The sequence below is a fragment of the Solwaraspora sp. WMMA2065 genome, from assembly GCF_030345075.1.
Taxonomy (GTDB): domain Bacteria; phylum Actinomycetota; class Actinomycetes; order Mycobacteriales; family Micromonosporaceae; genus Micromonospora_E.
In genome coordinates, this window is sequence record NZ_CP128361.1 from 6,240,028 (window position 1) to 6,263,944 (window position 23,917).

Sequence of the window (23,917 nt, forward strand, 5' to 3'; positions counted from 1 at the left end):
TGCACCTCAACCGGCCTTGAGGTGGACACACCCCGTAGTCTTGGTGCCTGATCGCCCAGCGGATCACACCAACGTGCGGAGTACCTAGTCGTGGTCATGCGTAGCAGCCCAATGCCCGGAATGAGCCGACGTGGCCGGGTCACCGTCGGCGTACTCATCGGGATCTTCCTTCTGTTCACCCTGCTCGGCTGGGGGGTGAACGCATGGACCGACTGGTTGTGGTTCGAGGAGGTCGACTACACCCAGGTCTTCACCGGCGTGCTGTTCACCCGACTGCTGCTGTTCGCGGCGGTCGGCCTGGCCATGGCACTGGTGGTCGCGGCCAATCTGTGGCTGGCGTACCGGCTGCGGCCGGCGCTGCGACCGCACTCGCCGGAACAGGTCAGCCTGGAGCGCTACCGGATGCTGCTCAGCCCCCGGATCGGCATCTGGATCGCCGTGGCCGCGGCGCTGGTCGGTGTCTTCGCCGGGCTGTCCGCGCAGAACCGGTGGAGCCAGTGGCTGCTGTTCCGCAACTCCCAGGAGTTCGGCGTCACCGACCCGGAGTTCGGCATCGACATCGGCTTCTACGTCTTCGAGTACCCGTTCCTGCGCTACCTGCTCGGCCTGGCGTTCACCGCGGTGGTGCTGTCGGTGATCGGTGCGCTCGCCGTGCACTACCTCTACGGCGGTGTACGGCTGCAGGGCATCGGTGACCGGATGACCACCGCCGCGCGGGCCCACCTGACCACCCTGGTCGCCGTCTTCGTACTGCTCAAGGCGGTTGCGTACGTGCTGGACCGGCGCGGCATGCTGCTGGAGTACAACGAGCAGGCGCGCATCTACGGCGCCGGCTACGCCGACATCAACGCACTGCTGCCGGCGAAGGAGATCCTGGCGTACATCTCGATCGTGGTGGCGATCGCGATCATCGTGTTCTCCAACGCGGTGATGCGCAACCTGGTCTGGCCGGGGATCTCGCTGGCGCTGCTGGGCATCTCCGCCGTGGCGATCGGCGGCATCTACCCGTGGGCGGTGCAGACCTTCGAGGTCAACCCGAGCCTGCGGGACAAGGAGGCGGCGTTCATCGAACGGGGCATCGTCGCCACCCGGGAAGCGTTCGGGCTGGACATCAGCCAGCAGACGCCGTATCCGGCGACGAACCTGACGCCGCCGGAGAGCCTGGCCACCGACACTGCGGTGGTGCCGAACATCCGGCTGCTCGACCCGCAGCTGGTCTCCGAGACCTACACCCAGCTGCAGCAGGTGCGTGGCTTCTACGACTTCGGCACCAAGCTGGACATCGACCGCTACACCATCGACGACGAGACCCAGGACTACGTCGTCGGCATGCGGGAGATCAACTACGGCGAGCTGACCGAGCAGCAGAGCAACTGGATCAACCGGCACACCGTCTTCACCCACGGGTACGGCATGGTTGGCGCGCCGGCCAACCAGGTGGTCTGCGGCGGGCAGCCGTACTTCGTCTCCGGCTTCCTCGGCGACCAGGCGCAGGAGCAGTGCTCCTCGGCCACTGAGGAGATCCCGGTCGAGCAGCCGCGGATCTACTACGGCGAGCAGATGGACGGCACCGACTACGCCATCGTCGGTTCGCCCGGCGACAGCAACGTCGAGTTCGACCGGCCCACCTCCAGCGGCGGCGAGCAGTACTACACCTACACCGGCACCGGCGGGGTCGAGGTCGGTTCGTTCGGCCGCAAACTGCTGTACGCGATCAACGAGCAGGAGACCAACTTCCTGCTCTCCGAGGCGGTCAACGAGAACTCCAAGCTGCTGTACATCCGCAACCCACGGGACCGGGTGGAGAAGGTCGCCCCGTTCCTGACCATGGACGGCGACCCGTACCCGGCGGTGGTCGACGGCCGGATCCAGTGGATCGTCGACGGCTACACCACCTCGGCGACGTACCCGTACTCGGAGCGGGTGAACCTGCAGGCGGAGACCGCCGACGAGCTGACCGGCCAGGGCACCTTCGTGCTGGCCCGGGAGAACGTCAACTACATCCGCAACTCGGTCAAGGCCACCGTCGACGCATACGACGGCACCGTCCGGCTGTACGAGTTCGACGAGAACGACCCGGTGCTCAAGGCGTGGAACGCGGCGTTCGGCGGCGACCTGGTCATCCCGAAGGCGGAGACGCCGCCGGATCTGGTCGCCCACTTCCGCTACCCGGCGGACCTGTTCAAGGTGCAGCGCAACCTGCTGGCCCGCTACCACGTCACGAACCCGGCCGAGTTCTTCTCGGGCCAGGACTTCTGGGAGGTGCCGAACGTCCCGGACTCGCCGGACAGCGGGGTCAAGCAGCCGCCGTACTACCTGATGACCCAGCTGCCGGAGCAGGACGAGCCACGGTTCCAGCTGACCTCGGCGGTGACCCCGGCCGGCCGGCAGAACCTGGCCGCGCTGATCTCCGGGTCGTACGTCGACGGGCAGCCGCAGCTGCAGGTGCTGGAGCTGCCCGACCAGACGGCGATCTCCGGCCCGGTGCAGGTGCACCAGCGGATGACCAACAACGCGGCCATCCGGCAGCAGCTGAACCTGCTGTCGTCGAACCAGGCGCAGGTGCAGTACGGCAACCTGCTGTCGCTGCCGTTCGGCAACGGCATGCTCTACGTCGAGCCGGTCTACGTGAAGAGCAACCAGACCAACGCGTATCCGCTGCTGCAGCGGGTGCTGCTCTCCTACGGTGACGGCGGTTCGTACGTGGTGCTGGCCAACAGCGTGCAGGACGGCATCCGGCAGCTGATCGAGCAGGCGGAGGCGGGTGGTGCGCCGACGACCCCGCCAGAGGGCGAAGGCGAAGGTGAGGGCGAGGAGCCCGGCGGCACCCCGACCCCGACCCCGTCGGCCACCGGCGACCCCGGCCTGGTGACCCCGGAGCTGCAGGCGGCCGCCGCCGAGGTCAGCGCCGCGATCGACGAGGCCCGCGCCGCGCAGGCGGCCGGCGACTTCCAGCGGTACGGCGAGGCACTGGCCCGGCTGGACGCCGCGATGACGGCGTTCCAGGCGGCGCAGCAGGCGGCCGGGGTGGGTGGTGCCCAGCCGTCGACCACCGACCCGTCACCGAGTGCCGACCCGTCACCGACCGGCTGACGTCAACTGACTGACGCCGAACCGGCCTCGGTGATCCCGACTTGTCCGCTTTTGTGGGTGGATCAGGGTGGGATCACCGAGGCCAGTCGGTCAGTACGGGGGTCGTTTTGCGGCGGGCTGACGGTATGCGCTAGGGTTAACTCATCGCCGCGGGGTGGAGCAGTTCGGTAGCTCGCTGGGCTCATAACCCAGAGGTCGCAGGTTCAAATCCTGTCCCCGCTACCACGGTGAACGGCCCGCCAGGGATCTCCCTGGCGGGCCGTTTCGCGTACCGGACTCCCGCCCAGCCCCGTTGAGCCCTCGTCGCCCTCAGGTGCCCGCCGAGACGGCTATCGGACTGAAGCCGTATTCGTGCCGTCGGGGGACAGTCACACGGGAATCAGAGCGCTACAGTGACACAGTATGCGAGCGATCCACACTGGTCGGATACAGTCGCTGCTCGCCTGCCTCGTACTGATGACGATCGTGATCGCCGATCCGGCGCGGAGTCTGGCAGCCGAGCCACTGGATCGGGAGGCGTCGACGTTGGTCTGCTTGTCGCCCGCGCGTCAGCAGCAGGTCGGTCAGGCTGCGGAGTTGCTTGGCCTGGTCGAGTCGGCAAGCGGGGACCGGGTGGTACTAGATGGGCAGCAGGTGGCGATCTCGCGATGGCGGGACACTCAGCCGGCCGACTTTGACCGGGCGTGTGCGACCATGATCGCGGCGCTGAGCATCGATCCAGACGCAGCACGCGCCGGACCGACCTCCGAGATGCGTGGCTTGCTGATCGGTGGCGCACTCACCTTGGTGTCCGCTCTGATCAGCGCGTTGTTCACCAGTGTGCTGACGACCGGCGTCCACCGGCGGACTGAGGCGCGCCAGCAGGCCGCCCAGCTTCGGGTGGCCGTGGCCGAGTTCATTCGGGCAGCCGACGAGTCTCTCACCCGGTACGCGGATGCCTCCGCCAGACAACCGAAGGGGACCAGCCTCGACGAGCCCCGCCTCCGGCTGATGCTGCATCTCGATGCCCTGCCGGCGGTCCTGGGCCCATCGATGGAGGTGATCCGTGATTCTGTCGAGACGTTCTGTGAGTCGATGCGCGATTCGTGGTCCGGGCCGGACCGATCGGCGGACAGCCCTCGGGTACGGGAGGCGCGGACCGGACTCATGCATCTGCGAACGGCGGTCGAACAGGCAGCTCGAGAGGCGGAGCGGGCTGCTGGTGTCATCGGCTTGCGACGGTGACAACAGCAGCGGCGTGATGGGAGGGCATCGTGATGACACAGACCAGCAGTGCTCATGCGGGTAGGCCTGAGGAGATTCCGAACCCCTTCGAACTGCCCCCCGTACTGGGTCAGTCCCTCCGTGCGCTGCGCCCGTGGCACGACAGGGAACACGAGGCGTACTACCTCCCAGTGGACAGAGCCGAGGAGGGGTACCGCAGCTTCGTCAACCATCTACCGGACCCGTCGACGCACCTCACCAGATTCGGTCAGTTGGTGGTGGTGGCCGGGCCTACGGGCTGCGGGCGTACCTCGTTGATTCACAGGTGCGTACACCACTTGAAGCAGGAGTTCGATGGCGCCTCCGGCGGCCGGATCATGGCCGCGCCGGTGGCCGACCTCAGTAGAGAGCGGGCGTTCGATCTCGAGATGGTTGGTCGCAGAGGCGATTTCGACCAGTATCTGGCCCTGCTGGCATACAAGATCAGAAGCAGGCTGTCCCGGCAGCTGGAAGGGCTGTCGGACCCAGGGGATCAACCGATGCAGGGGAAGGTGGCTTTCACACGACTCGGGCGGGATCTCGAGGATGCGGACGCAGTCGCGATCATCGTGCTACCGCAGTTCAACGACGCGACGTGGAAGAGATCGATGCTTTCGCTGCAGGCTATGCACCCGATCAACCACTATCTCGACCTTGTCGGCGAGCGCATGATCCTTTTTGCGGAGAGCGATAATCCCCAGCAGATCAAGGACTGGAGCGATCGAGTCCGGGGTGAAGCCAGGGAGGGTGTTCTTGTGATCGAGGTAGGTATGCTGACCGGTACGGACGGGTGGACATTCGCTAACGGGCGGCTGCAAATGTGTGATCATCCTCGGGTTCCGACAGTTACCGCAGAAACTATGCACGCGGTGATGGAGGATCATCGTTCGATGTCCTTGAAGCAGCTCCAGAAGATGTGTTTTCATTTATGGGACGAGGCTCGGCGTCGCCCAGGTGCCAAGGAAGTCAGTAAGCACGACTTCGATCGATACTATGTAGACCGGCGCGACGGCTACCGGCCTCGTGGCCGGGGCATCAAGAATGGATGACCATGATTGCCTCATCGGGAGAGTCGCGGGCGGTCGGGGTCAACCCGTACTCGCCAACCGCTGTTGCGCGTGTCTCGGAGGTCGGCCAGGGCCTGCCGACGGTGTCGACCCGTGCGGTCGAGGAGGCGTTCCGCTATCTTGACGCCTTCCTGGCGCAGGCCGTCCCTCCGGAGCGGGTCGGGCTGTCCGGTCGCCTGTTGACTGTGGTGGGTGAATACGGCACCGGCAAGTCTCATCTTGCGGCGGCCCTGCTGCATCGGGCTCGTCGATCGGGTGACTCGGCGGTGCGCACCCTGTACGTTGAGGCGCCCCAGTTCGGCTCGTTGGTCGACCTGTACAAGCGCTTTGTCGGTCGTCTCGATCGGGAGGACATCGTCGACCTCCTGCGCGACTACTACTCCGAGGTGGTCGCCGATGGGCTCAGCCACGTGCCACATGCGCAGCAGATCGCTGACGACCTGCGGCGACATGTCATCGAGCCGCAGGCGGTGGTTGACGACCTCGGGTTGCCGGAGAGCGTCCTGCTGCCCCAGTTGCAGGACCGGCTGATCGAGGCAACCGGCGATGACGACCTTGGTACGGCGATGACGTTGCTGCTCGACGAGCGGACCGCAGTGCAAGCGTGGGACTGGTTGATCGGCAACCGGTCGGACGGCTTCGTCACGGAGCACGGACTGTCGAAGTACATCGATAGTTCAGCTGCTGCCATGTCGGCGATCATCGCGCTCCTGAACTTGCACGGCCGGAGTGGCCGGCGATTCGTCGTCGTACTGGACGAGCTCGACCGGGTCCTTGATCCGGCGGATCAGCGAGATGCGGGTGTGGTCGGGCAGTTTCGAAATCTACTGACTGCGGTGGAGGAGTCCGGAGCATTCTTGATCATCACCGGTCTGGTGGAGATTACCCCGCAACTGCAGGGAGACGTGCTGCAGCGGATGGGACATGCCGTCCGGATGACTCCGCTTACGGGGCAGGAGGCGCGTGAGCTGATTGAGCAAAGCCATCTTGCGGCCCGAGGCGACAGCGACATAGTCCCGTTCCTCGACGATGCCGTGCAGTACCTCGTTGACATGACCCACGGCGTTCCGCGGCAGTTCATCAAGCTCTGCCATCATCTGTACCGCCGAGCCGAGCTCGAAAGTACGGTGATAGGAATCGAACTTGTCCAATTGGTGGCTCGGGATCATTTCGACTTCGCCACCATTGATGATGTGCGGCGTGAGGTGATGCTGACTCTCGAACGTGAGGCCATCGGATTTGAGCGGCGTCGTCAGCTTGACGTCGACGGCCGGTCGTTGCTCGACCTCGTCGTGCTGAACGAGGACGGTGAGCCGAGTTGCGTCATCCTGCTCTCCGAGGGCATCATGCGGGAATCGGACGTCGAACGGGTCGCTCGCCGAGCTGCGGCCGCTCGATCAGAAGGTGTCGACGTCGAGATCATCCTGGTGGTGGTCGGCTACCTGGCACCCGACGTGGCCTCGAACGTCCGCAACGTCGTCCTGGCCGAGCCGATCGAGTACGAACGTCGAACCTTGGCGAGCGCCGTGGTTGCCAGGATCGCGCATGTGCTTCAGCGTGACCGGTTGAGCGAGACTGACCCGGTCCGGCTGATGGTTACCCGGGTCGATCGGCTCGTTCGCCAGCAAGCCGGCGCGTACACCATGATCGACCGGCTTGAGCAGCAGGTCCGTGACATGCGGCGGACGACCAACCAGCGCCTCAGCGAGATCTCCGCCGATGTGGCTGGCCTGCTCACCGGGGCAGTGTCAGTGAGCCGGGCCGTCCCTGTGCCGACCCAGCCCGGCCCGATGGACGAGATGGGCGAGATCGACGAACTGTTCGAGTCGGCGATCGACGCTGCCGTACGGCTCGGTGACGGACTGCCAGACGCCTTCACCCAAGCATTCAGAGCAGCTCCGGGCCTCTCAACGGCGATCAGATCCGCACAGGAGCGCATCCACGGGTGGACCGCCGATCCCGACAGCTTCAGCCTGCTGGGTACGGCCGTGTTCCTGCAATCCCTGATCGAATCTTTTCGACAGGCGGTCGTCGAATGGCGAATGCGGCGGGTGTCGGTGGACCGCGCCGACGCCGCGTCGTCGAGCACCGACCTGGAACGGCTGGACGTTCTCTGCCTCACCTACGAGGCGATCTTCGACTACGCGTCGTTGCAACATCTCAAACGTCTTGCCGAATCCATGGCGTTGCCGCCGGAAGCGGCCGCCGCGACTGGTCCGCACCCAATGCATCTCGACGACATCCGGGAGGTGTTCGGAGGGCTTGGCGCACGGGTACGGGCGGCGGCGCGACGCACGATCGGCGACGTGTGATCGGTCGGCGTCACGCCTGCGGCACCTCAACGAAGCGGCTGGACGGCGGCAGCGGCCGGGCCGCTCACCGCAAGGACGACCTCGGTCAAGTGATCGTCGGCTATATCCACCTGGTCCTGATCGAGGCACAGGCCGATGACGTACTCCCGTCCCGACAGACGGTAGTAGTAGATCGCGCCGATGTCCGTATCGAGTACCGCGCGGACGACCGGTCCACCGATCGCAGGGCGGGCGGTCCGGCCAAGCTCCCTGAGGTAGGCGGCAGTCGGGGGACCCATCGCGTTGACCTGCTGGCGTCGGTGGCTGGGCGAGTGGTGGTAGGCAACTCCACGTAGCTCGGGCGTACCGAGCGCGTCGACCGAGAACAGCTGTGCCTTGTCGATGAAGCACGCGACAAGGTGCAGCCCGGTGCCGTCGACGGCGGCTGCGCAGGCGTTGAAGGCCCAGTGACGGCGGTCGCCGGTGATCGCCAGGTCTCGCCGGGGGTCGACGGACGTCTCGAGGTTTCGCCGCGTCGTGGAACCGATGGCTGGCACTGGCTGGCGCGCGCCCGCCGACAGTTGGCGCGGACTGTCGGCCGCGTCGCGGTCGAACGCGGACTCCCGGAAGTGTTTCGTGTCCCAGGCACCCAGGTTCTGCCGGGGCAGCCGAATACTAGCTCTGATCTGATCGACCAGCTGTGAGAGTGCGCTGTCAGCCTCTTGTACGGCAGGCTGCCGGGCCAGTGACGCAACCTGGTCGGTGGCCAGACTCAGGGTCCCGGCGACGAGCAGCACACTGGGAACTACCCGGGCACAGTAGAAGGCTCCGCCGGCCGACTGGAGCACCGTGCGCAGCGGCACGCCCTGACCGAGGGGCCGTAACCACTCGTGCATCACCTGACCTGACTGAAAACTCAGCCGCCTCGCCACGCGGCGGCAGTTCTCGACACGTCGATCGTCGTCCTGGCCGGGCCCACCAGGTGCGTACAGGTCGAAGTCGCGGGATCCGGGACTGCAATGCGCCAGGTAGTGCAGCGGTCCGCCAGCCCGAAAGAGGCCTCGACAGTAGGCAATCCGATCGTCGACGTCGCTGAACTGGCGACCAGTCGGCTCCTGCGTCACGATGATTGCGTCGGAGTACTCTCGGTGCGGCGAGCCGATCACCGAGTCCGCATGTGGTCCCTGCTCTGTCGGCACGTGAGACTTCCTTTGCTGTGGTCGTGGTTCGCCGGGACGGGGGTCGGGTTTCGCCGGATGCTTCTCAGCGCCGCGGGATGTCGATATCGAGGTCGTGGGTGGATAGTGGGGGGGTGGGACCCGTGCTGGCGGATCGACGCGTTGCCTGCTCCCATACTCGAAGATTGGCACGCGCGATGTCGGGGTAGGGATGCCCTGGCGGCAGGTCCTCCTCACACAGCTCGACGGCCTGACCAGCGAGTCGCACTGCGGCATCTACCGCACCACCGTGCCCCAGGTTGCCGGCCTGGTTGATGGTTGCCGCGAGCACCCACGGGTGGGTCTCGGCCGGCACAGCGGTCCGGATGATCCGCAAACCGTGGTCACCGACCCGCCGGCTCTCGTCGAGATCGCCGACACCGCGTAGGAACAGCGCGAGATTGACCAGGCAGATGCCGGTGAGCGGATGCTCCGGGCCGAGTTGGCGCTGGTAGCCGCGGTAGCAGGACTGCCCGAACTCGACCACTCGTGCTGGTGTCTCCCGCAGCAGATGCATGTCGGTGGCCAGCGCGAGCCTGCAGGCCAAGGTGTCGAGGTGGTTCGTCCCGCGCAGCTGCTGGTACCCGCGCAGCGCGTCGGCGTGATTCTCCTTCGCCTGAGGCACCATGTTCTTGCGGCGTTGGGTGACCGCGAGTACCCGGATGATCCGCAGCGCGCTCGCGCTGTCCGTCGGGATCTTGCCGGTCGGATGGCCCATCCAACCGCGAGCATCGTCGATGGTCCGAGTCGCAGCGTGGTAGTCGCCCAGCTCACGTTGATATGTCGCCAGGTTGGCAGCGGCCCACCAGAGGAAGGGGTCTCTCGTGCCGAACACCCGCAATCGGCGGTTGACCACTTCTCGTTCCACCACCATCGCGGTGTAAAGGTCGCCGTCGAAGTACGACGACAGCGCCAGATTGTGCGCGACCATCAAGGTCTGCTGGTGCTCCTCGCCGTATGCCTTGCGCAGAACGTCGTAGGCGACGCCCTCATGACTCTTGGCGAGCTCGAACTCTCCGAGCGCCCGTACGTCCCCGGCGATCCCCTGCAGCGTGGTCGCGGTGTTCGGATGCTCCTGCCCGATGGTGCGCAACTGCAGTAGCCGCAGTTGCTGAGCAATCTCGAGCGACTCGCGGTACCGGCCCATCCAGCGCAGCAGACTCGCCTGCTCGCCCCGTAGCTGCATATTGATGCGATCGGTGGGCGGCACCGCTGACGACCAGTGGTCGAGAGCCTCGTCGATGACCTTCAGGGCGACATTCGCGCTGTCCCAGGTCTCCTGGCGGCGCATGTACCGAACTTGTCGGACGACCCACCTGCGCACCTTCGGGTCGGTCTCGGCCACGGCACCGCTGGGCAGCAGATGGGGTTGCAGCTCGGCGAGGCGGTGCCGTTGCCAGCGGCCGTCGACCTCCGCTCCGGTTGGGGCGTAACCTGCCAGGCCGAGCCGCAGGTGACGGCGAACCTCGGCGGCCCGCGCCGGCGGCAGGGCGCCACGTACCGCGTCCTGTACCGCTCGGTGGATACGGATCGAGGGACGCTGCCCCCAACGTACGTCGAAGACGCCGAACCGGGCCCCGGTCCAGACGACCTCGTCGAAGATCGCGGGGTCATTGCGCACGCGCTCTTCGCCATCGTCTGACAGCGTGGCCAGCTGATCGATCATCGAACTCGAACGGAGCAGCGTGAGACTGATGTCGTCGGACGACAGAAAGGAGCACATCTCAGCGAGGTGAATGGCTATCCGACCAATCTCCGTCTGTCGCAGCGTCGCCTCCAACGCACGCCAGGATCGCCGTAGCGCGTGGTAGGTGGGATCGTCGTCGGGCACCGACACCGCCGGCGATGCATCCGTATCGGCGGGCAGACCGGCCGGGGATTCGGGCCGGAGGCTGGCGACCATCGCTTCGGTAGCGGCTTGGAGATCTGCGGGCGCGTACGCCATCAGGTGGTGTCTGCTCTCCCGTAGCCACGCCCCGGTCAGCCGCAACGAAAGCGGGAGCTGCCCCACCTCGGCGACCACCGCGGCGCAGTGCTCCTCGCTGAGTTCCGGGACGTAGGCGCGCAGCAACTCGGTTGCGTCGTCCGTCCCGAGGTGGGTCACGACGAGCATGCGCGGGGTGGGCGTATCGGTGATCCTTGAGGTCACCACCACGTGTCCGGCGGCGGACCCGACCCACCCGAGAAGCTCCCGATCGTCGAGCCCGTCGAAGATGAATAGACACGGTCTCCTGGCGGCGAGCTGCAACAGGTGGTCGAATGCTCGTCGCGGCTGCTCCTCAACGCCATCGGTGTCCACCTCGGTTGGATTCGGATCCAGCAGCTGGAACTGATCGTTGAGTCGGCGAAGCGCAAGGGCGATCGATTCCCAGCTGTCCGCCGGGATCCACCAGACGATGTCGTAGTCCTTTTGGAACCGGTGGGCGTACTCGTTGGCCAGCTCGCTCTTGCCGACTCCGGTGGCACCAACTACCAGAACAGGCCCGGGGCCGTCAGCGAGTAACTTGTCGCGGAGCGTTTCAAGATCGTCGACTCGGCCGATGAACTGCTGATTGCGGCCGGGAAGGTCGACGGTCTGCGGCAGCTGACGGTGTTCAGGCAGGCCGCCCGGATAGCGCGGGCGGAACCCGGCACGGTCGTCGTAGGGCGTCTCGATGAGCAGGAACTGCCGACGTAGCCGTGCCTCGGCGTCACCGGCGGACAGGCCGACCAGATCGAGACATGGCACTGTGGCATCGAAGTCAGCCGGGGTCGGAGCGGTGACGGCCACCTGTACGACTGGGGCGGATTCGTCGGTGACCTGATCGGATACCTCAGTGGGCGAGATCATCGCGTCGCGGAGCCGTTCGGCGATGCGGCGTACTCGCCCGTCGGCCGTGGCGAGCCCGCCGATCACGACGAGGCTCGGCGGCGTCGACTGCTCGATCCACGAATCATCGGCGGGTAGCCGGCTGGTGGGCAGGCCCTGCTGTCGCAACCGGTCGGTGATCCAGTCCGCCCAGCGCCGGTCGGCCGGTCGGTACGCAAGGTAGACCTTCTCCGGCTCGGCCTGCGGATCGAACCCGAGCGCCCGTTTGTAGCGCATCCGTAGTCGTCGACCGACATCCGGAGCGGTCGGAACGGCACCGTCGGTCATCGCGTGGACGACGCCCGTCAGACCTGTCCGGAGGCTGCCGCGATCGAGAATGATGGCGAGAGCTTCCCGCTCGATGTCGTACGAGTGGCGCGGCACCTCGACGAACGACACGGTGACACCCGCGCTTGCCGGCCCGGCGAGCTGGGCGAACTGTTGCCGGGCGGCATGTAGCCACTCGGCCGCGTGAGGTTCGCCGAGCCGTACCTGGGTCGGGGTGGCCACCAGGCGCAGACCGACAGGAGCGGCGTTGACCAACGCGCCTGCCAGCCGCAACGCGTCCTGCTGCACTCGCTGGTGCGACCGGAAGCAGACCGCGGCGGCGTCACAGAGACAGGCGAGCTGGTGCAGCGCGCTCTGCGAGTTCTGCGGCGGTGCGTCGAGCAGCACGTAGTGGTAGCTGGTCTGCTGCAGCAGGCGTCGGAGCTGGCTACCGTCGCCGGCACCGTCGGGCAGCGCTGCCGGGTAGAAGCTGTCGGAGGTCGCGGTGACGACGTCCACGGCGTCGGCCCAACCAGCCGCCTGGAAGCGTTGGACACTGGTCTCCGACATCGTGTCGGTGCGGTCGGCGATCATCCGCAGAGCCGCGCCGAGCGGTTCGTCGACGGACGTGGTCACGTCAAGGAAAGGATGCAGGTAGTCCTGGACGCGGGGTGCGTTACCTCCCCAGTCGAGAATGAGGACCCGGTGTCCGGTGCTGGCAAGTATCCAGGCGATGTTGGCGACGATGCTCGTCTGCCCGGCGCCGCCGCCGGGGGAGACGAAGACCAACACTTCGGCCGTCTGCCGCCCCGTGCCAGTCTTGCCCGCCGCGGTCGTCGTCGGCGTGTCGGTCATCTTGAATCTCTTTCGATCATGAGGGTTGTGCGGCGCTGCTCGCCGGATCGCCATCGTGCTGACCAAGGAAGAAGGCGATCGGATTCAATCGTTCGTCGAGTAGATGATCGAGGGAGATCTGCAGGGCATCTGGTGGCATCTCGGACAGTGTGTGCAGGTCGACGTCGGTGAGGTCGACGAGAAGTGTCTCTTGCTCGTGCCGATCTTGGGTCATTCGCCGGTCCTGTCTGCCGGGGGTGCCCTGTTGCGCGGGAGCATCGTCGCTCGCTGCGGCGTGGAACGCCAATCGTAGTGCAGATCGCCGTAATCCTCACCGACGTCGCGCAGTCTCTGTGGACGCTGTGGGAAGTCGGATGTACGACTGTCGGACAGTCAGGCGGGTCAATGCCACTTCCCCAGATGATCGACCTTGCGCTCCACGCGGCGGCAATGATGTGCGATCATCGATGAATAGGTGGGGCGAAGATTGCGGTAGCAAGTCGGTAACCAGGAGCTTCGGGAGCAGGCATGATCCAACCGCACCGATTCTCGAGGAACATGCTGACTGAGTTCGCGCAAGGTGGTGGTGCCCCCGCCGGCATCCGGGTCCTCGCCGGACTGCAGAACAGCCGCAGCAGACTGTTCTGCTGGATGCTGCCCGACCTCGCGCGACGGACCAGCCACCCGGAAGCAAGACAGACCATGTACGCATACCGCCTGCTGGCTGATCTCGAGCGAGCCTCGCCCACTGCGGTGCACGACGTACTCTGCTATCCGGCGGTCGGGGCCTGGCTGGGCCGCACCGTGGCGGCGCTGTCCAGCCACCGACCCGCTCACCCGGGCCGACTCGCCCTGGTCGCGGCCGCAGTGGCGGCACGTTGCGGGGCCACCGCCGAGGTGCCGGTCGGCCCTAGTCGTTCCGACCACGGCATCGTGCTGCCGTCCCTGGGCATCGCGACCCTGCCGGGAGGCAGCTGCGACCCGCTACGCGTGCGGCCCGCGGACGGTGACCTGGCGCTGCTGGAACGGGCCGGGCGGCAGGTGATTGTTCCCATCCCGACGGCTCACCGGTCTGCGGCTGGGGACAGGCCGACCTCGCGGGACTGGGACGGTCTACCGCAGGTGCTGATCCGCCGGCAGGTCGCCATCGACGGTTCGGGGTGGCAAGGGCTCGGCAACGACGAACCAGGGTGGCCCCGTACCGTCGACGAGCGCCACCTCGACCTGCGCCGCTGGACCGGCGGCGTCCGCGCTGGCTGGCTGCTGCTCGCCGAACATCATCCCGAGGTCGCGGCGGAGGTCGCCGAGTGCGTCACCGCCGTCGTACCGATGCAACTGCTGGGCAGTTCGGTCGGCAGTGCTACCTTCGCGGGCGCGTTCGGTGCCGTCGCGATGTCCTCCCCGGACGACACGCGGACGGTCGCGGTCACCCTCGCGCACGAACTGCAGCACGCGAAGCTGCTCGCCCTGAGCGACGCCCTTCCGCTGATCGTTCCGACGGATGACGACAAGCGCTACTACGCGCCGTGGCGCCGGGATCTGCGGCCCCTAGCCGCGCTGCTGCACGGCGCGTACGCCCATCTCGCGGTCGCCACGTTCTGGCAGCGGCAGCAACGGGTCGAAACCGATCCGACTAACATCCACCTCGCCCAGGTGCGGTTCGCCCGGTGGCGCGCCGCCGTGCGGGACACGTTGCAGGTGATCAGTCGGAGCGGCCAGCTGACCGGGACCGGTCAGCTGCTGGTCGACGGGATGTGGACGACGGCGGACCGGCTCACGCGCGAGCGGCTGCCTGCCGCTGCCCGCCGCGAAGCCGCGGAGATCGCGGCCTCGCACCGCAGTCAGGTCGACGTCGGCTGAGGAAGGTGAACGTCGGTTGACTCTACCGCGCCCGGCGGACCCTGCTGTGGCCCGGAGGTCCCCGCTACCACGGTGGACGGCCCGCCAGGGAATCTCCCTGGCGGGCCGTTTCGCGTACTGGACTCCCGCCCAGCCCGGTGATCAGCTTGCCGCCTCCCACAGCCACGTCTGGATCAGTTGCGGGTCGCCCTGTTCGACCGTGAGCTGATTGCCGACACCATGATCGGACAGGTACAGGTCCTGTGGCACCCCGGCCACGACGGTACGGTTCGCCAGCGTCATCGACATCGACTGCTGGCTCTCGCACCACAGGTAGCCGTCGGTGTTGCCCCGGAAGTGGTGCAGCGCCACCGCCGCCCCGTCGACGGACACCCCGGTCGGCGCGGCGCTCAGGTAGCCGCCGGAGTTGACCAGGTAGGAGCAGTTCTGGCCGTCGGTCTGCCCGGCGGGAAGGACGCTGAACCGCTGGTTGTCGCCGTCGTTCTCAGCGTGCAGGATCGCCGGTGTGCCGTTGGCGGTGCCTCCGCCGGCGATGTCGACCACCAGGTCGGTCTGCTGCAGCGGCGGGAAGTGGTTGATCTCCCGCAGATCGGACATCGACTGCGTGGTCTGGAAGAACCAGCGTTGCTCGGCAGAGCCGTCCCAGTCCCGCCCGGCGACCGAGCGTGCGCCGGGCACCGCCGTCAGCATCTGCCGGGTGACCATGTTGCGCAACGTCCACGTGCCGTCGCCCTGATAGTCGGGCCGCCAGAGCTGATCCGCCGCCTCGTGGGGCCACTCCACCACCGGTGCGTCCGCTGCCCCACCCTCCTGGCCCATGAAACTGCGGGTGACCGGGTGGACCAGCCGGTAGTAGGACGGGAACTCCGCGCTTTCGTCCAACCACCACGGCTGCTGGAAACCCGAATGGAACGGTATGTCGAGGATGCCGTTGCCGATGCGGAAGGGGTCGATGTCGGCGACGTTGGTGGTGCCGGCGTTGCGCAGCACCGCGTTTCCTGGTGGGGTTGGTTGCTCCACCAGCTCCGGCGGGTCGGCTGCGGCTTCCAGGACCAGCCGGAACCGGGCCGGCAGATGATCCGACAACAGGACCTGCGACAAGGTCTCGGAACCGGTGATCCGGGGTATGTTGCCGGCGTCCGGTACGACCGCATAGTCGAGGTACCGCTGTGGATCCGCGGTCGGGTGGGTCGGTGAAGGCGGAGCGTGCACCCGGAACTGTCCGGCGGGCAGGGCGTTGGCCAGACTGTCCGGATCGCGGTTGAAGTCGCCCATCGCGACCCAGTCCAGTGACTGGTTGCCCGGCCCAGCGGTGAGCATCCGTTGTCGGATCGCGCCTAGCAGGCCAGGCATGTCGTTCCCGTTGCCGGAGAAGCCGTGCACGGTGAAGAAGACCGTGCCGCCCACGTTGACCCCCAGCGCCGGTCGGCCGCCCATCGGCGAGGCGACCACGAAAATCCCGTCCGCTGGCACCTGGCTGCGGGTGGCGATGGCCAGGTTGACCCGGCCCGGCCCGTTCGCCGAGGTGTCCGTGTGCAGCCAGTAGAGGTAGCCCTGGGGGCGGCGGGCGGTCCCGCCGTGGCGATACTCCCGCACCGGTGGGAACGTCCCGTTGGCCCGCTGGAAGTCGGCCTGCTGGTGGTCGGTCGGCGGCCCGGCACTGGGCGGTGGTGCACCGGCCTCCTGCAGGGCGATCACCGTGGCACCGCCGGTCACGGCCAGCGGCAGGACTCCGTTGGCGTACTTGTCCTCGTACTCGCCGTCCTGGCCGCTCCAGCCGCCGGACGTGCCAGCGCCCTGCATGTTCCAGGTGGCCGCCTGGCGGACCTCCTCGAAGCGTGGGTCGAGCTGCCCGACATTGATCAGGAACAGCGACGGTTGGCGGTGCCCGGTCACGGCGACTACACCTTTACCGCCTGTGTAGTCGAGGGTTTCCCGGCCTGACCAGTCGGGGATCACCGACCCGGCTGCGCTGAGGTGGCGGAACTGGCGCGGGTGGGTCGGGTCGGAGCCGAAGTGGTAAACCGTTTCGGACGGGTTGGTGGTGCCGGTGACCGAGTACGGCTCGTAGGTTGTGTACGGACCGCCGGGCGTGAGTTGCTTGGACAGTTCGTTGTGATAAAAGACGTTCTGCGGTCCGGCCGACCCGGACCATTTGATCGCCTTGGGCCCAGCCGCCCACCAGATCGGATACCAGGTGCCCTCGTCGACCTGGCCGCCCTCGCCCCCGCAGTTGGCGGTACAGCTGCCCGAACTGTGCTCGTACGGCACCCGCACGGTGTTGTCCTCGAACAGGTTGTACCGTTCCCAGCCGCCGTGCAGGTTCAGATCGGAGTCGAAGTCGTTGCGGAACGCCACATTGCCGCTGGCCGACCACTGGAAGGTGAAGTGCCGCAGGTTGCGGCTGGTGTTGTACGCGTACAGCGAGTTCCAGACGCGGCTGCCGCGCAGGTAGCCGTTGCCGCCCTTGCCCTTGTTCCAGGCCCCGTCGAACGTGTTGTCCTCGATCTGCAGGTTGCGGGCGACCTCGGTGACGATGGGGTGGGATCCGGTCATCGTGCCGGTGAGGCCACGGACCCAACTGTTGGCCGCCCATTTGAACAGCACCCCGTTCATGGCGTACTCGGGGGCGAGGTTGCCGTAGTTGTGCACCGCGTCGGCCGGGTCGAGGGCGTAGGTGCCGCCGCCGAGCTTGGGCAGCCCGGTCATCTCCTGGGTGAAGGCGAAGTTCTCCAGTCCGACGCCCTCGACCGCGGTCAGCGGGGTGACCTTGCTGGCGAACGTCGTCCCGGCCGGCAACGGCGGTGAGCCGTCGGAGATCGAGTCGACCGGTAGGTCGTACTCCAGTGGTCGGTCCAGGGTGATCGTCTTGGCTGACGAGTCCACCCGGGTCACCCGGAACATCTGCTGTCGCATATGGAGGTTCTCCATCATGCTGGCGTGTTCGGCGTAGGTGACGCCCTGCTGTTCGTAGAAGTTGACGCTGTTGGCTGCGCCGACCCAGATGTAGCCGCCGGGGGAGAACTTCGACATGTTGGTGTTGCTGGCCAGGTGGATGACGCTCTGCCCGGAGCGGGCGGAGAAGCCCGGGTCGTCGCTGCGGTCGGCGAGCTTCTGCCCGGAGACCCAGTGCTGGTTGACGGAGCCCTCGAACAGGTCCTTACGGTTGGTCGGTGCCGACTGCCACTCGTTCTGGTAGCGGCTCGCTACCTCGCGGGTCTGCACCTTGAACAGTGCCCTGCCCGGCCAGATCCAGCCGCCCTTGCCGATGTCGTTGCCGCTGCCGTAGCTCATCCCGTTCGGATCCCAACGGCTACCGTCGGTGCTGAGGGTGTCGTAGCGGGTGTCGGTGTCCGGCCGGAACACCACCTGGGTGCCGCCGGCACCGGAACCCTGGCCACGAAGTATCAGGAAGTTCGCGTCGACGTAGATCTGCCGGGACACGTCTATCCGGCCGGCCGGCAGGTTGATCAGTGACAGCTTGTGGAAGTTGGCCGACGGCGAGCAGGCGGCGCGGACGTGGTCGATGGCGGCCTGCAGGCCGGCAGTGTCGTCGAGGCCGTCGTCGGCGACCACGCCGAACTCGCCGGCCAGGCGACTCGGGTCGAGGCGGCAGGCCGCGTCGGCGGTGATCAGGTGCTCGCCGGGAAGCGGGTGTCCGCCCTGGTAGCCCACCCGCGACCAGTCGGGCAGTCCGTCGACGCCGCCGCGGATCCGGTTGGTCATGCTGAGGTCCGGGCGACTGGTCGACTGTGGCTCGATCGCGGTCGCTGCGGCGCTGACGGTGGTCGCACCGGTGGCGGTCGCCGGTGTGCCGGCCTGCGCCATCAGCTGTGGACTCCATGTCGGACTGGAGAGCGCGGCCGCGAGTGCGGCGGCTAGCAACAAGCGGGGTGTCATCACCCGGCCAGCCTTGTCCGGCAACTGCCCGTGAGTCATCAGTAGCAGGGTGTATGTTCACCATTCGTCGATTGCGGGTGTTCGTCCCGGTCCGTCGGCTCACCGGCTCCCCATGTCGTTGTCCCGAGGCGACCGGTCGTGCGGCCTGGTCTGCTCGACGGCGTGCGGCCTGGTCTGCTCGACGGCGGGCGGACCGGCCTGCCGGGGTACCTCGATCCGGGGCAGGATCATCGTGGCGGAGACGTCGTCGGGCTGGTCGTCGACCGACCGGCTGGCCAGATGCGCCGCCAGCAGCGCTCGTGGGATCTCCATGGTGATGTCCCCGGCCCGGTCCGGACCACGTACCTCCTCGATCGTCGGTGGTCCGCCGTCGCTACCGCTGTCACCCGTGGGCACCGGGTGGGAACGCCGGCGGAGGTCCCGTCGCCACAGCGCGACCGGTAGCAGACAGATCAGCAGCGCCACGCCGGGCCAGAGCAGCGACGGCAGGCTGGCGTAGTCGCGGGCAACGGCGACCCCGACCGCCGCGGCGAGCACCGCCAACCAGCCCAGGTGCGCCCGGAACGTGTACAAGCCGTCGCTGCTGCTGTGCGCCCCCTTCGGGGTGACCACGAACCGGGCCGGCCGACGCAGCAGCGTACTGACGAACTGCCCGGCGTAGATCGGTGCCGAGATGATCGACATCAGCATGCCCTTGAGCCCGCGGGAACCGGGTGCCTCGTACGGGCTGACGTTGTACCGCCGGTTGTGCAGGTAGAGCCAGAGCGAGAAGGCGGTGGCGTCGGTGTAGAGGGCGAACCAGATCTGCGGTGAGATCGTCATGCCGCTGACGCCGAGAGCCAGGAACAGCACCGCGTTGACGATGCCGAGCAGCCAGGCGACGGCCATCGACGGATAGAAGGTGGTGATCAGGGTGTAGTGCAGCATCCCACCGGCGGACAGCCGGGGGAAGCGCAGCCAGTAGCGGCCGAACAGCAGTTGGAAGGTGCCCCGCGACCAGCGCCGCTGCTGGGAGAAGTAGTCGCTCCAGCTGGCCGGGCCGTCGCCGGCGGAGAGCACGTCCGGGGTGTACACCGACTTCCACCGACGGCCGGTCGACGGGTTGCGGGTGGTGTGCACGGCCAGCCCGGTCGCCATGTCCTCGGTGATCGAGTCGGCCAACCCGCCGATGCTGCGCAACGCGCTGATCCGTACCGCGTTGTTGGTGCCGACCAGCATCGACGTGCCGTACGCGTTGGCGGCTCGCTGGATCACGCTGTGGAACGGGAACTGCTGCGACTCGGCGGCCCGGGTGACGAACGCCTCGCCGTTCTTGTAGCACTGCGGGCCGACGACGTACGCCACGTCCGGGTCGCGGAAGTAGCCGAGGATCCGTTCGGCGAAGTTGGCCAGCGGCACGTGATCGGGGTCGACGGAGAGGAAGACGTCGTAGCCGTCGCCGTGCGCGTCGACCCAGGCGTTGTAGTTGCCGTGCTTGGTCTTCGCCCGGAACGGTCCGCGCCGCTGGTTGTACCGCTCGATGCCGTTGCGGGTGAAATGTCGCACGCCGAGCTGGTCGCACATCGCCTTCACCTCGGCGTCGTCGCCTTCGTCGAGCAGCCAGATGTCGAAGACGCCCCGGTGCCGGATCCGCTTCGCCGCTCGCAGCGTGTCGCGGACCACCGCGACCGGTTCCTTGCTCGGCACGATCGTGGTGAGAAAGGCGACCCGCAGCCCTCGGGGCGGGACCACCGGCACCGGATCCCGCGCGATCACCGAGGCCAGCGACAGCGACAGTACGTTGACCAGCCGTAACGCCTCGACGACGGCAATGGAGCAGATGACGAAGACATTGGCGAGCCGGGCAGCCTCGGCCACCGGACCGGGATTGGTGTCGGCGAAGTGCCCCGGCTGCAGCAGCCAGACGAAGAAGAACACCTCGAAGCAGATGTTCGCCAGCGCGATCAGTACCGCGGTGACGATCTGCCGGCTACCGTGCGCTCCATGCATGCTGCGGTAGCGGACCCGGTACGGCACGCCCTCCGGCGGATCGGTCAGCGAACCAGCGAGCCGGCTATAGGATTCGAGTCGAGCCCAGGACCGGCCGTACACCGGGATGTCGAATGGTTCCGCCACAAGCAGCAAGCCGCCCCGCAGTCGTGCCCACCGGCCGCACGCCCCGACCGACGGTTTCGTCGATCCTATGGCACCGGGGAAGTCTGCCCGAATCAGCCAGTTGAGCTAGTCTCGGCCGTGCTTTACGCCACTGACGGAGGACGAACGGTGCTGTGGTCGATGGTCCGCCGGTCGACGTCCGCGCTTTCCGTCGGCTCGCTCCTGGCGTTGCTGGCTGGTTGCGGCACAGCCCCGACGGAGCCGGCCGGTGATCTCGGCGACCAGATCACCGATGCCCGCACCACTGGCGCCAGCGGCCCGCCGGTCGCGGTGCCGCTCGCCGGAGCGGAGCTGTTCGTCGACCCGACCGGAGCCGCCGCCGACCAGGTCACCGCCTGGGTGGCGGCCGGCCGCACCGGTGACGCCGACCGGCTCCGACGGATCAGTGAGCAGCCGACAGCGGTCTGGGTCACCAGCAGCACCACCGCGGTACGCGCCGGCGTCGACACCGTGCTGACCCGGGCCGACGCTGCCGGCGGCATGCCGGTGCTGGTGGCGTACCACATCCCGGACCGGGACTGCGGCAGCTTCAGCGGCGGCGGTGCGGTCGACGGCGACGACTACCGGGCCTGGGTCCGGGAGTTCGCGGCCGGAATCGCCGGTCGTCCGGTCACGGTGATCGTCGAACCGGACGCTGTGGCGCACAGCCTGGACAGCTGCGGCGCGGGCTCCGCCGACGAACGGTTCGCGTTGCTCGCCGATGCGGTCGCCGTGCTCAAGCAGACCGGCAGCGCCCAGGTGTATCTCGACGCCGGCCACGCCCGCTGGGTCGCCGACCTGCCGAGGTTGGCCGACGCGCTGCGCCGGGCCGGGATCGGGCAAGCCGACGGCTTCGCGCTCAACGTCTCCAACTTCATCGGTACGCAGGAGAACGTCGACTACGGCCGGCGGCTGTCCGACGAACTCGACGGGCGTACCAGGTTCGTCGTCGACACCAGCCGCAACGGCGCCGGGCCGGTCGACGGTGCCACCGTCGACGGTGGTCCGTCCTGGTGCAACCCGCCCGGCCGGTCACTGGGGGAATCACCGACTACGACGACCGGACTGGACCGGGTCGACGCCCTGCTGTGGATCAAACGTCCGGGCGAGTCCGACGGCGACTGCCGGCCGGGTGAGCCGCCCGCCGGCGGGTGGTGGCCCGAGTACGCCCTCGAACTGCTCGGCAAGGCGGGGTGAGTGACCGCCCGCTCAGCGCACCATCACCGGTACGCCGACCGACGGCACCCCGTCGGTGTCGATGGCGAACAGCAGGTACGGCCCGGACGGCAGGATCGTCGCCTCTTCCGGCAGGCTCAGCTCCAGTCGTCCCGTGCTGGCAGGGGTGAAGTCTACCGCCACCGACCGCTGCTCGTTGTTGAGCATGTGGGTGGCGGCACCCGGCCGGATCAGCCGCACCCGGTCGATCCGGTCGGCGTGCGGGCTGATCACTGTGACGCTGCCGCCACGTTCGATCCGCTCCGGCACGCTGCCGAGGACCGGACGCACACCGCTGAACAGGTACGGCGGGGAGTACAGCTCCAGCCGCTGCTCGAACTCACCGCTGATGCTGTTCTTGGCGTCGCGGAACAGCGGGTCGGAGCCGACGGTGAGCACCCGGCCGTCGGGCAGCAGCAACGCCGCCGAGTGGTAGTTACGACCGACATGGGGGTCGGCGGCAACCGTCAGAGTGTTGCTGTCCGGGTGGAAGATCCGGGCGGTGTGGTTGTCGCTGAGGCCGCGACCCCGGTAGTCGCTGGCGCCGTTGGTGATCAGCACGGTGTCGTCGGGCAGCTGCACCAGGTTGGGGTAGCGGGTCCCGTCCGGCAGGTCCGGACCGGGGGTGAACCGGGGGTTGTCCGAGGTCAGGTCGATGAGGTCGATTCGGTCGCTGGACAGGGCCGACTCGCCGACCCCGCCGCCGCCGACGACCATGATCCGCTGCTCCTGCACCGGGCCGGCCCAGGCGCTCATGCTGGTTTCCAGTTGGTCGGTGTCGCGTAGCCCGTCGACCTCGGTGAACGTGTTGTCGCTCAGGTCCCACAGGCCGGGTTCGCGGCCCTGGTCGTCGGGTCCGTAGCCGGCGTTCGATCCGGTGTAGAACAGCAGGTCGGGCGTTGCGGTCTGGAACAGACTGGGGTACGTCGGGAAGTACCGTTCCAGGTCGGGTCGCAGGGTCCAGCTCCTGGTCTGCGGGTCGTAGGTTTCGTGCTGCGTGCCGTCGAGGACCTGGCCGCTGCCGTCGAGCCCGGCCACGGTGAGCACCTGCCCGTCGGGCAGCGTGGTCAGCGTCGGGTACCAGCGTTTGACGTGCATGTCGTCGACCCGCTCGTACCGTTCGGTCCACGGGTTGAACTCGAACGCGGCGTCGAGTCCCTGGTAGTCCTGCTTGTCCATGGTGATTGCCTCGGCGAGGCCGTAGATGTCCTGCACCTCGTCGCCGACCAGGCCGTTGACCCGGTACTGGGTCTGCCGGTCGACGACGTACTCGTCGCCGAAGCCGGCGGCGTCGACCCAGACCTCCGTCTCGCTGGCGGTGACGACGACCCGGTCGCCCGGTTCGTCGGTCTTGGTGGCCGGCGGTACGACGAAGTCGTGCCCGGCGGAGTAGCGCCGCCCGTCCGGGGCGACGAACTCGGTGCCCTTGACGAAGCCGCGCGGTCCGCCGTCCGGGGACTCGTTCTTGACCAGCATGGTGCCGCCGGCCCGGTCGATGTCGGGTTCGAGGACCTCGTACCGCTGGGTGCCGCCCGCGACGAGCAGGTTGCCGTCGGCCAGGAACGAGTGCCCGGAGCAGAACAGATCCTCCGGGGTCGGTACGAGTTCGGTCTGTTCGGTCGCCGGGTCGAACAGCAGGGTCTTGAACGTGCCGGCGTCGAACTGCTCCCGGTCGTTGCCTGAGCCGGCGATCAGCAGCACCTTGCCGGTGGGCAGCAGCGCGGCGTGGATCGCGTTGACCCGCTGGTCCTCGGGGAGTTCGAGGACCTGCCAGTAGCCGTGTTCCCGCTGGTACTCGACGCTGTTGAGCTTGCGCTCGTGCAGCCAGTCACTGGTAAAACCGTACAGTGGTGGCACGTTTGCGCTGAGTAGTAGCGCTACGCCGAGTACGGGTAGCAGGACGCGGTGGCGCAGGGTTGCGGGGGTAGGCCACTTCACCCGCTGCACGCT

Annotated in this window: 12 protein-coding genes and 1 tRNA gene; 7 read left to right on the top strand and 6 right to left on the bottom strand. The window is 67.5% G+C overall.

Going from position 1 to position 23,917, the window contains the following annotated elements:
- Nucleotides 1–90 precede the first annotated feature (90 nt).
- From O7610_RS28365 to O7610_RS28385, 5 genes are all read left to right on the top strand, one after another.
- A complete protein-coding gene (locus O7610_RS28365; protein WP_281553404.1) occupies nucleotides 91–3,093 on the top strand; it encodes a UPF0182 family membrane protein in 3,003 nt (1,000 codons plus the stop codon).
- A 148-nt stretch (nucleotides 3,094–3,241) separates the two neighbouring features.
- Nucleotides 3,242–3,318, top strand: a tRNA-Met gene (locus tag O7610_RS28370).
- Nucleotides 3,319–3,549: 231 nt separating this feature from the next.
- Nucleotides 3,550–4,317: a hypothetical protein gene (locus tag O7610_RS28375; RefSeq protein WP_281553405.1), complete on the top strand. Its 768-nt coding sequence runs from the start codon at nucleotides 3,550–3,552 to the stop codon at nucleotides 4,315–4,317.
- Between the two features lie 317 nt (nucleotides 4,318–4,634).
- Complete coding sequence (locus O7610_RS28380) at nucleotides 4,635–5,384, top strand: hypothetical protein (protein WP_289212243.1); 750 nt, start codon at nucleotides 4,635–4,637, stop codon at nucleotides 5,382–5,384.
- Nucleotides 5,381–7,714, top strand: coding sequence for an ATP-binding protein (locus tag O7610_RS28385; RefSeq protein ID WP_289212244.1), 2,334 nt, complete (start codon nucleotides 5,381–5,383; stop codon nucleotides 7,712–7,714). Before O7610_RS28380 ends, O7610_RS28385 begins: the two co-directional genes overlap by 4 nt.
- Nucleotides 7,715–7,740: 26 nt before the next feature.
- Here the strand turns inward: O7610_RS28385 and O7610_RS28390 are convergent, their stop codons facing one another.
- From O7610_RS28390 to O7610_RS28400, 3 genes are all read right to left on the bottom strand, one after another.
- Nucleotides 7,741–8,589, bottom strand: coding sequence for a hypothetical protein (locus tag O7610_RS28390; protein ID WP_289212245.1), 849 nt, complete (start codon nucleotides 8,587–8,589; stop codon nucleotides 7,741–7,743).
- A gap of 367 nt (nucleotides 8,590–8,956) precedes the next feature.
- On the bottom strand, nucleotides 8,957–12,880 hold the full coding sequence (gene fxsT / locus O7610_RS28395) for an FxSxx-COOH system tetratricopeptide repeat protein (RefSeq protein ID WP_281553409.1): 3,924 nt from the start codon (nucleotides 12,878–12,880) through the stop codon (nucleotides 8,957–8,959).
- Nucleotides 12,881–12,896: 16 nt separating this feature from the next.
- Nucleotides 12,897–13,094: a hypothetical protein gene (locus tag O7610_RS28400; protein WP_281553410.1), complete on the bottom strand. Its 198-nt coding sequence runs from the start codon at nucleotides 13,092–13,094 to the stop codon at nucleotides 12,897–12,899.
- 323 nt (nucleotides 13,095–13,417) lie between these two features.
- Between O7610_RS28400 and O7610_RS28405 the strand changes: the two genes are divergently transcribed.
- Entirely contained in the window at nucleotides 13,418–14,719 is a 1,302-nt protein-coding gene (locus tag O7610_RS28405) for an aKG-HExxH-type peptide beta-hydroxylase (protein WP_289212246.1), read from the top strand.
- Between the two features lie 141 nt (nucleotides 14,720–14,860).
- Here the strand turns inward: O7610_RS28405 and O7610_RS28410 are convergent, their stop codons facing one another.
- Nucleotides 14,861–18,658, bottom strand: coding sequence for an RICIN domain-containing protein (locus tag O7610_RS28410; RefSeq protein ID WP_289212247.1), 3,798 nt, complete (start codon nucleotides 18,656–18,658; stop codon nucleotides 14,861–14,863).
- A 60-nt stretch (nucleotides 18,659–18,718) separates the two neighbouring features.
- Nucleotides 18,719–20,734, bottom strand: coding sequence for a glycosyltransferase family 2 protein (locus tag O7610_RS28415; protein WP_281567446.1), 2,016 nt, complete (start codon nucleotides 20,732–20,734; stop codon nucleotides 18,719–18,721).
- A gap of 147 nt (nucleotides 20,735–20,881) precedes the next feature.
- Here O7610_RS28415 and O7610_RS28420 point away from each other — a divergent pair, with 147 nt between their 5' ends.
- The gene (locus O7610_RS28420; protein WP_281553416.1) at nucleotides 20,882–21,949 is read left to right on the top strand and encodes a glycoside hydrolase family 6 protein; all 1,068 of its coding nucleotides are present in this window, start codon (nucleotides 20,882–20,884) and stop codon (nucleotides 21,947–21,949) included.
- Nucleotides 21,950–21,961: 12 nt separating this feature from the next.
- Here the strand turns inward: O7610_RS28420 and glxA are convergent, their stop codons facing one another.
- Nucleotides 21,962–23,905 carry a radical copper oxidase GlxA gene (gene glxA / locus O7610_RS28425; protein WP_289212248.1) on the bottom strand — a complete coding sequence of 648 codons (1,944 nt, stop codon included), beginning with the start codon at nucleotides 23,903–23,905 and terminating at the stop codon, nucleotides 21,962–21,964.
- Between the last annotated feature and the right edge of the window lie 12 nt (nucleotides 23,906–23,917).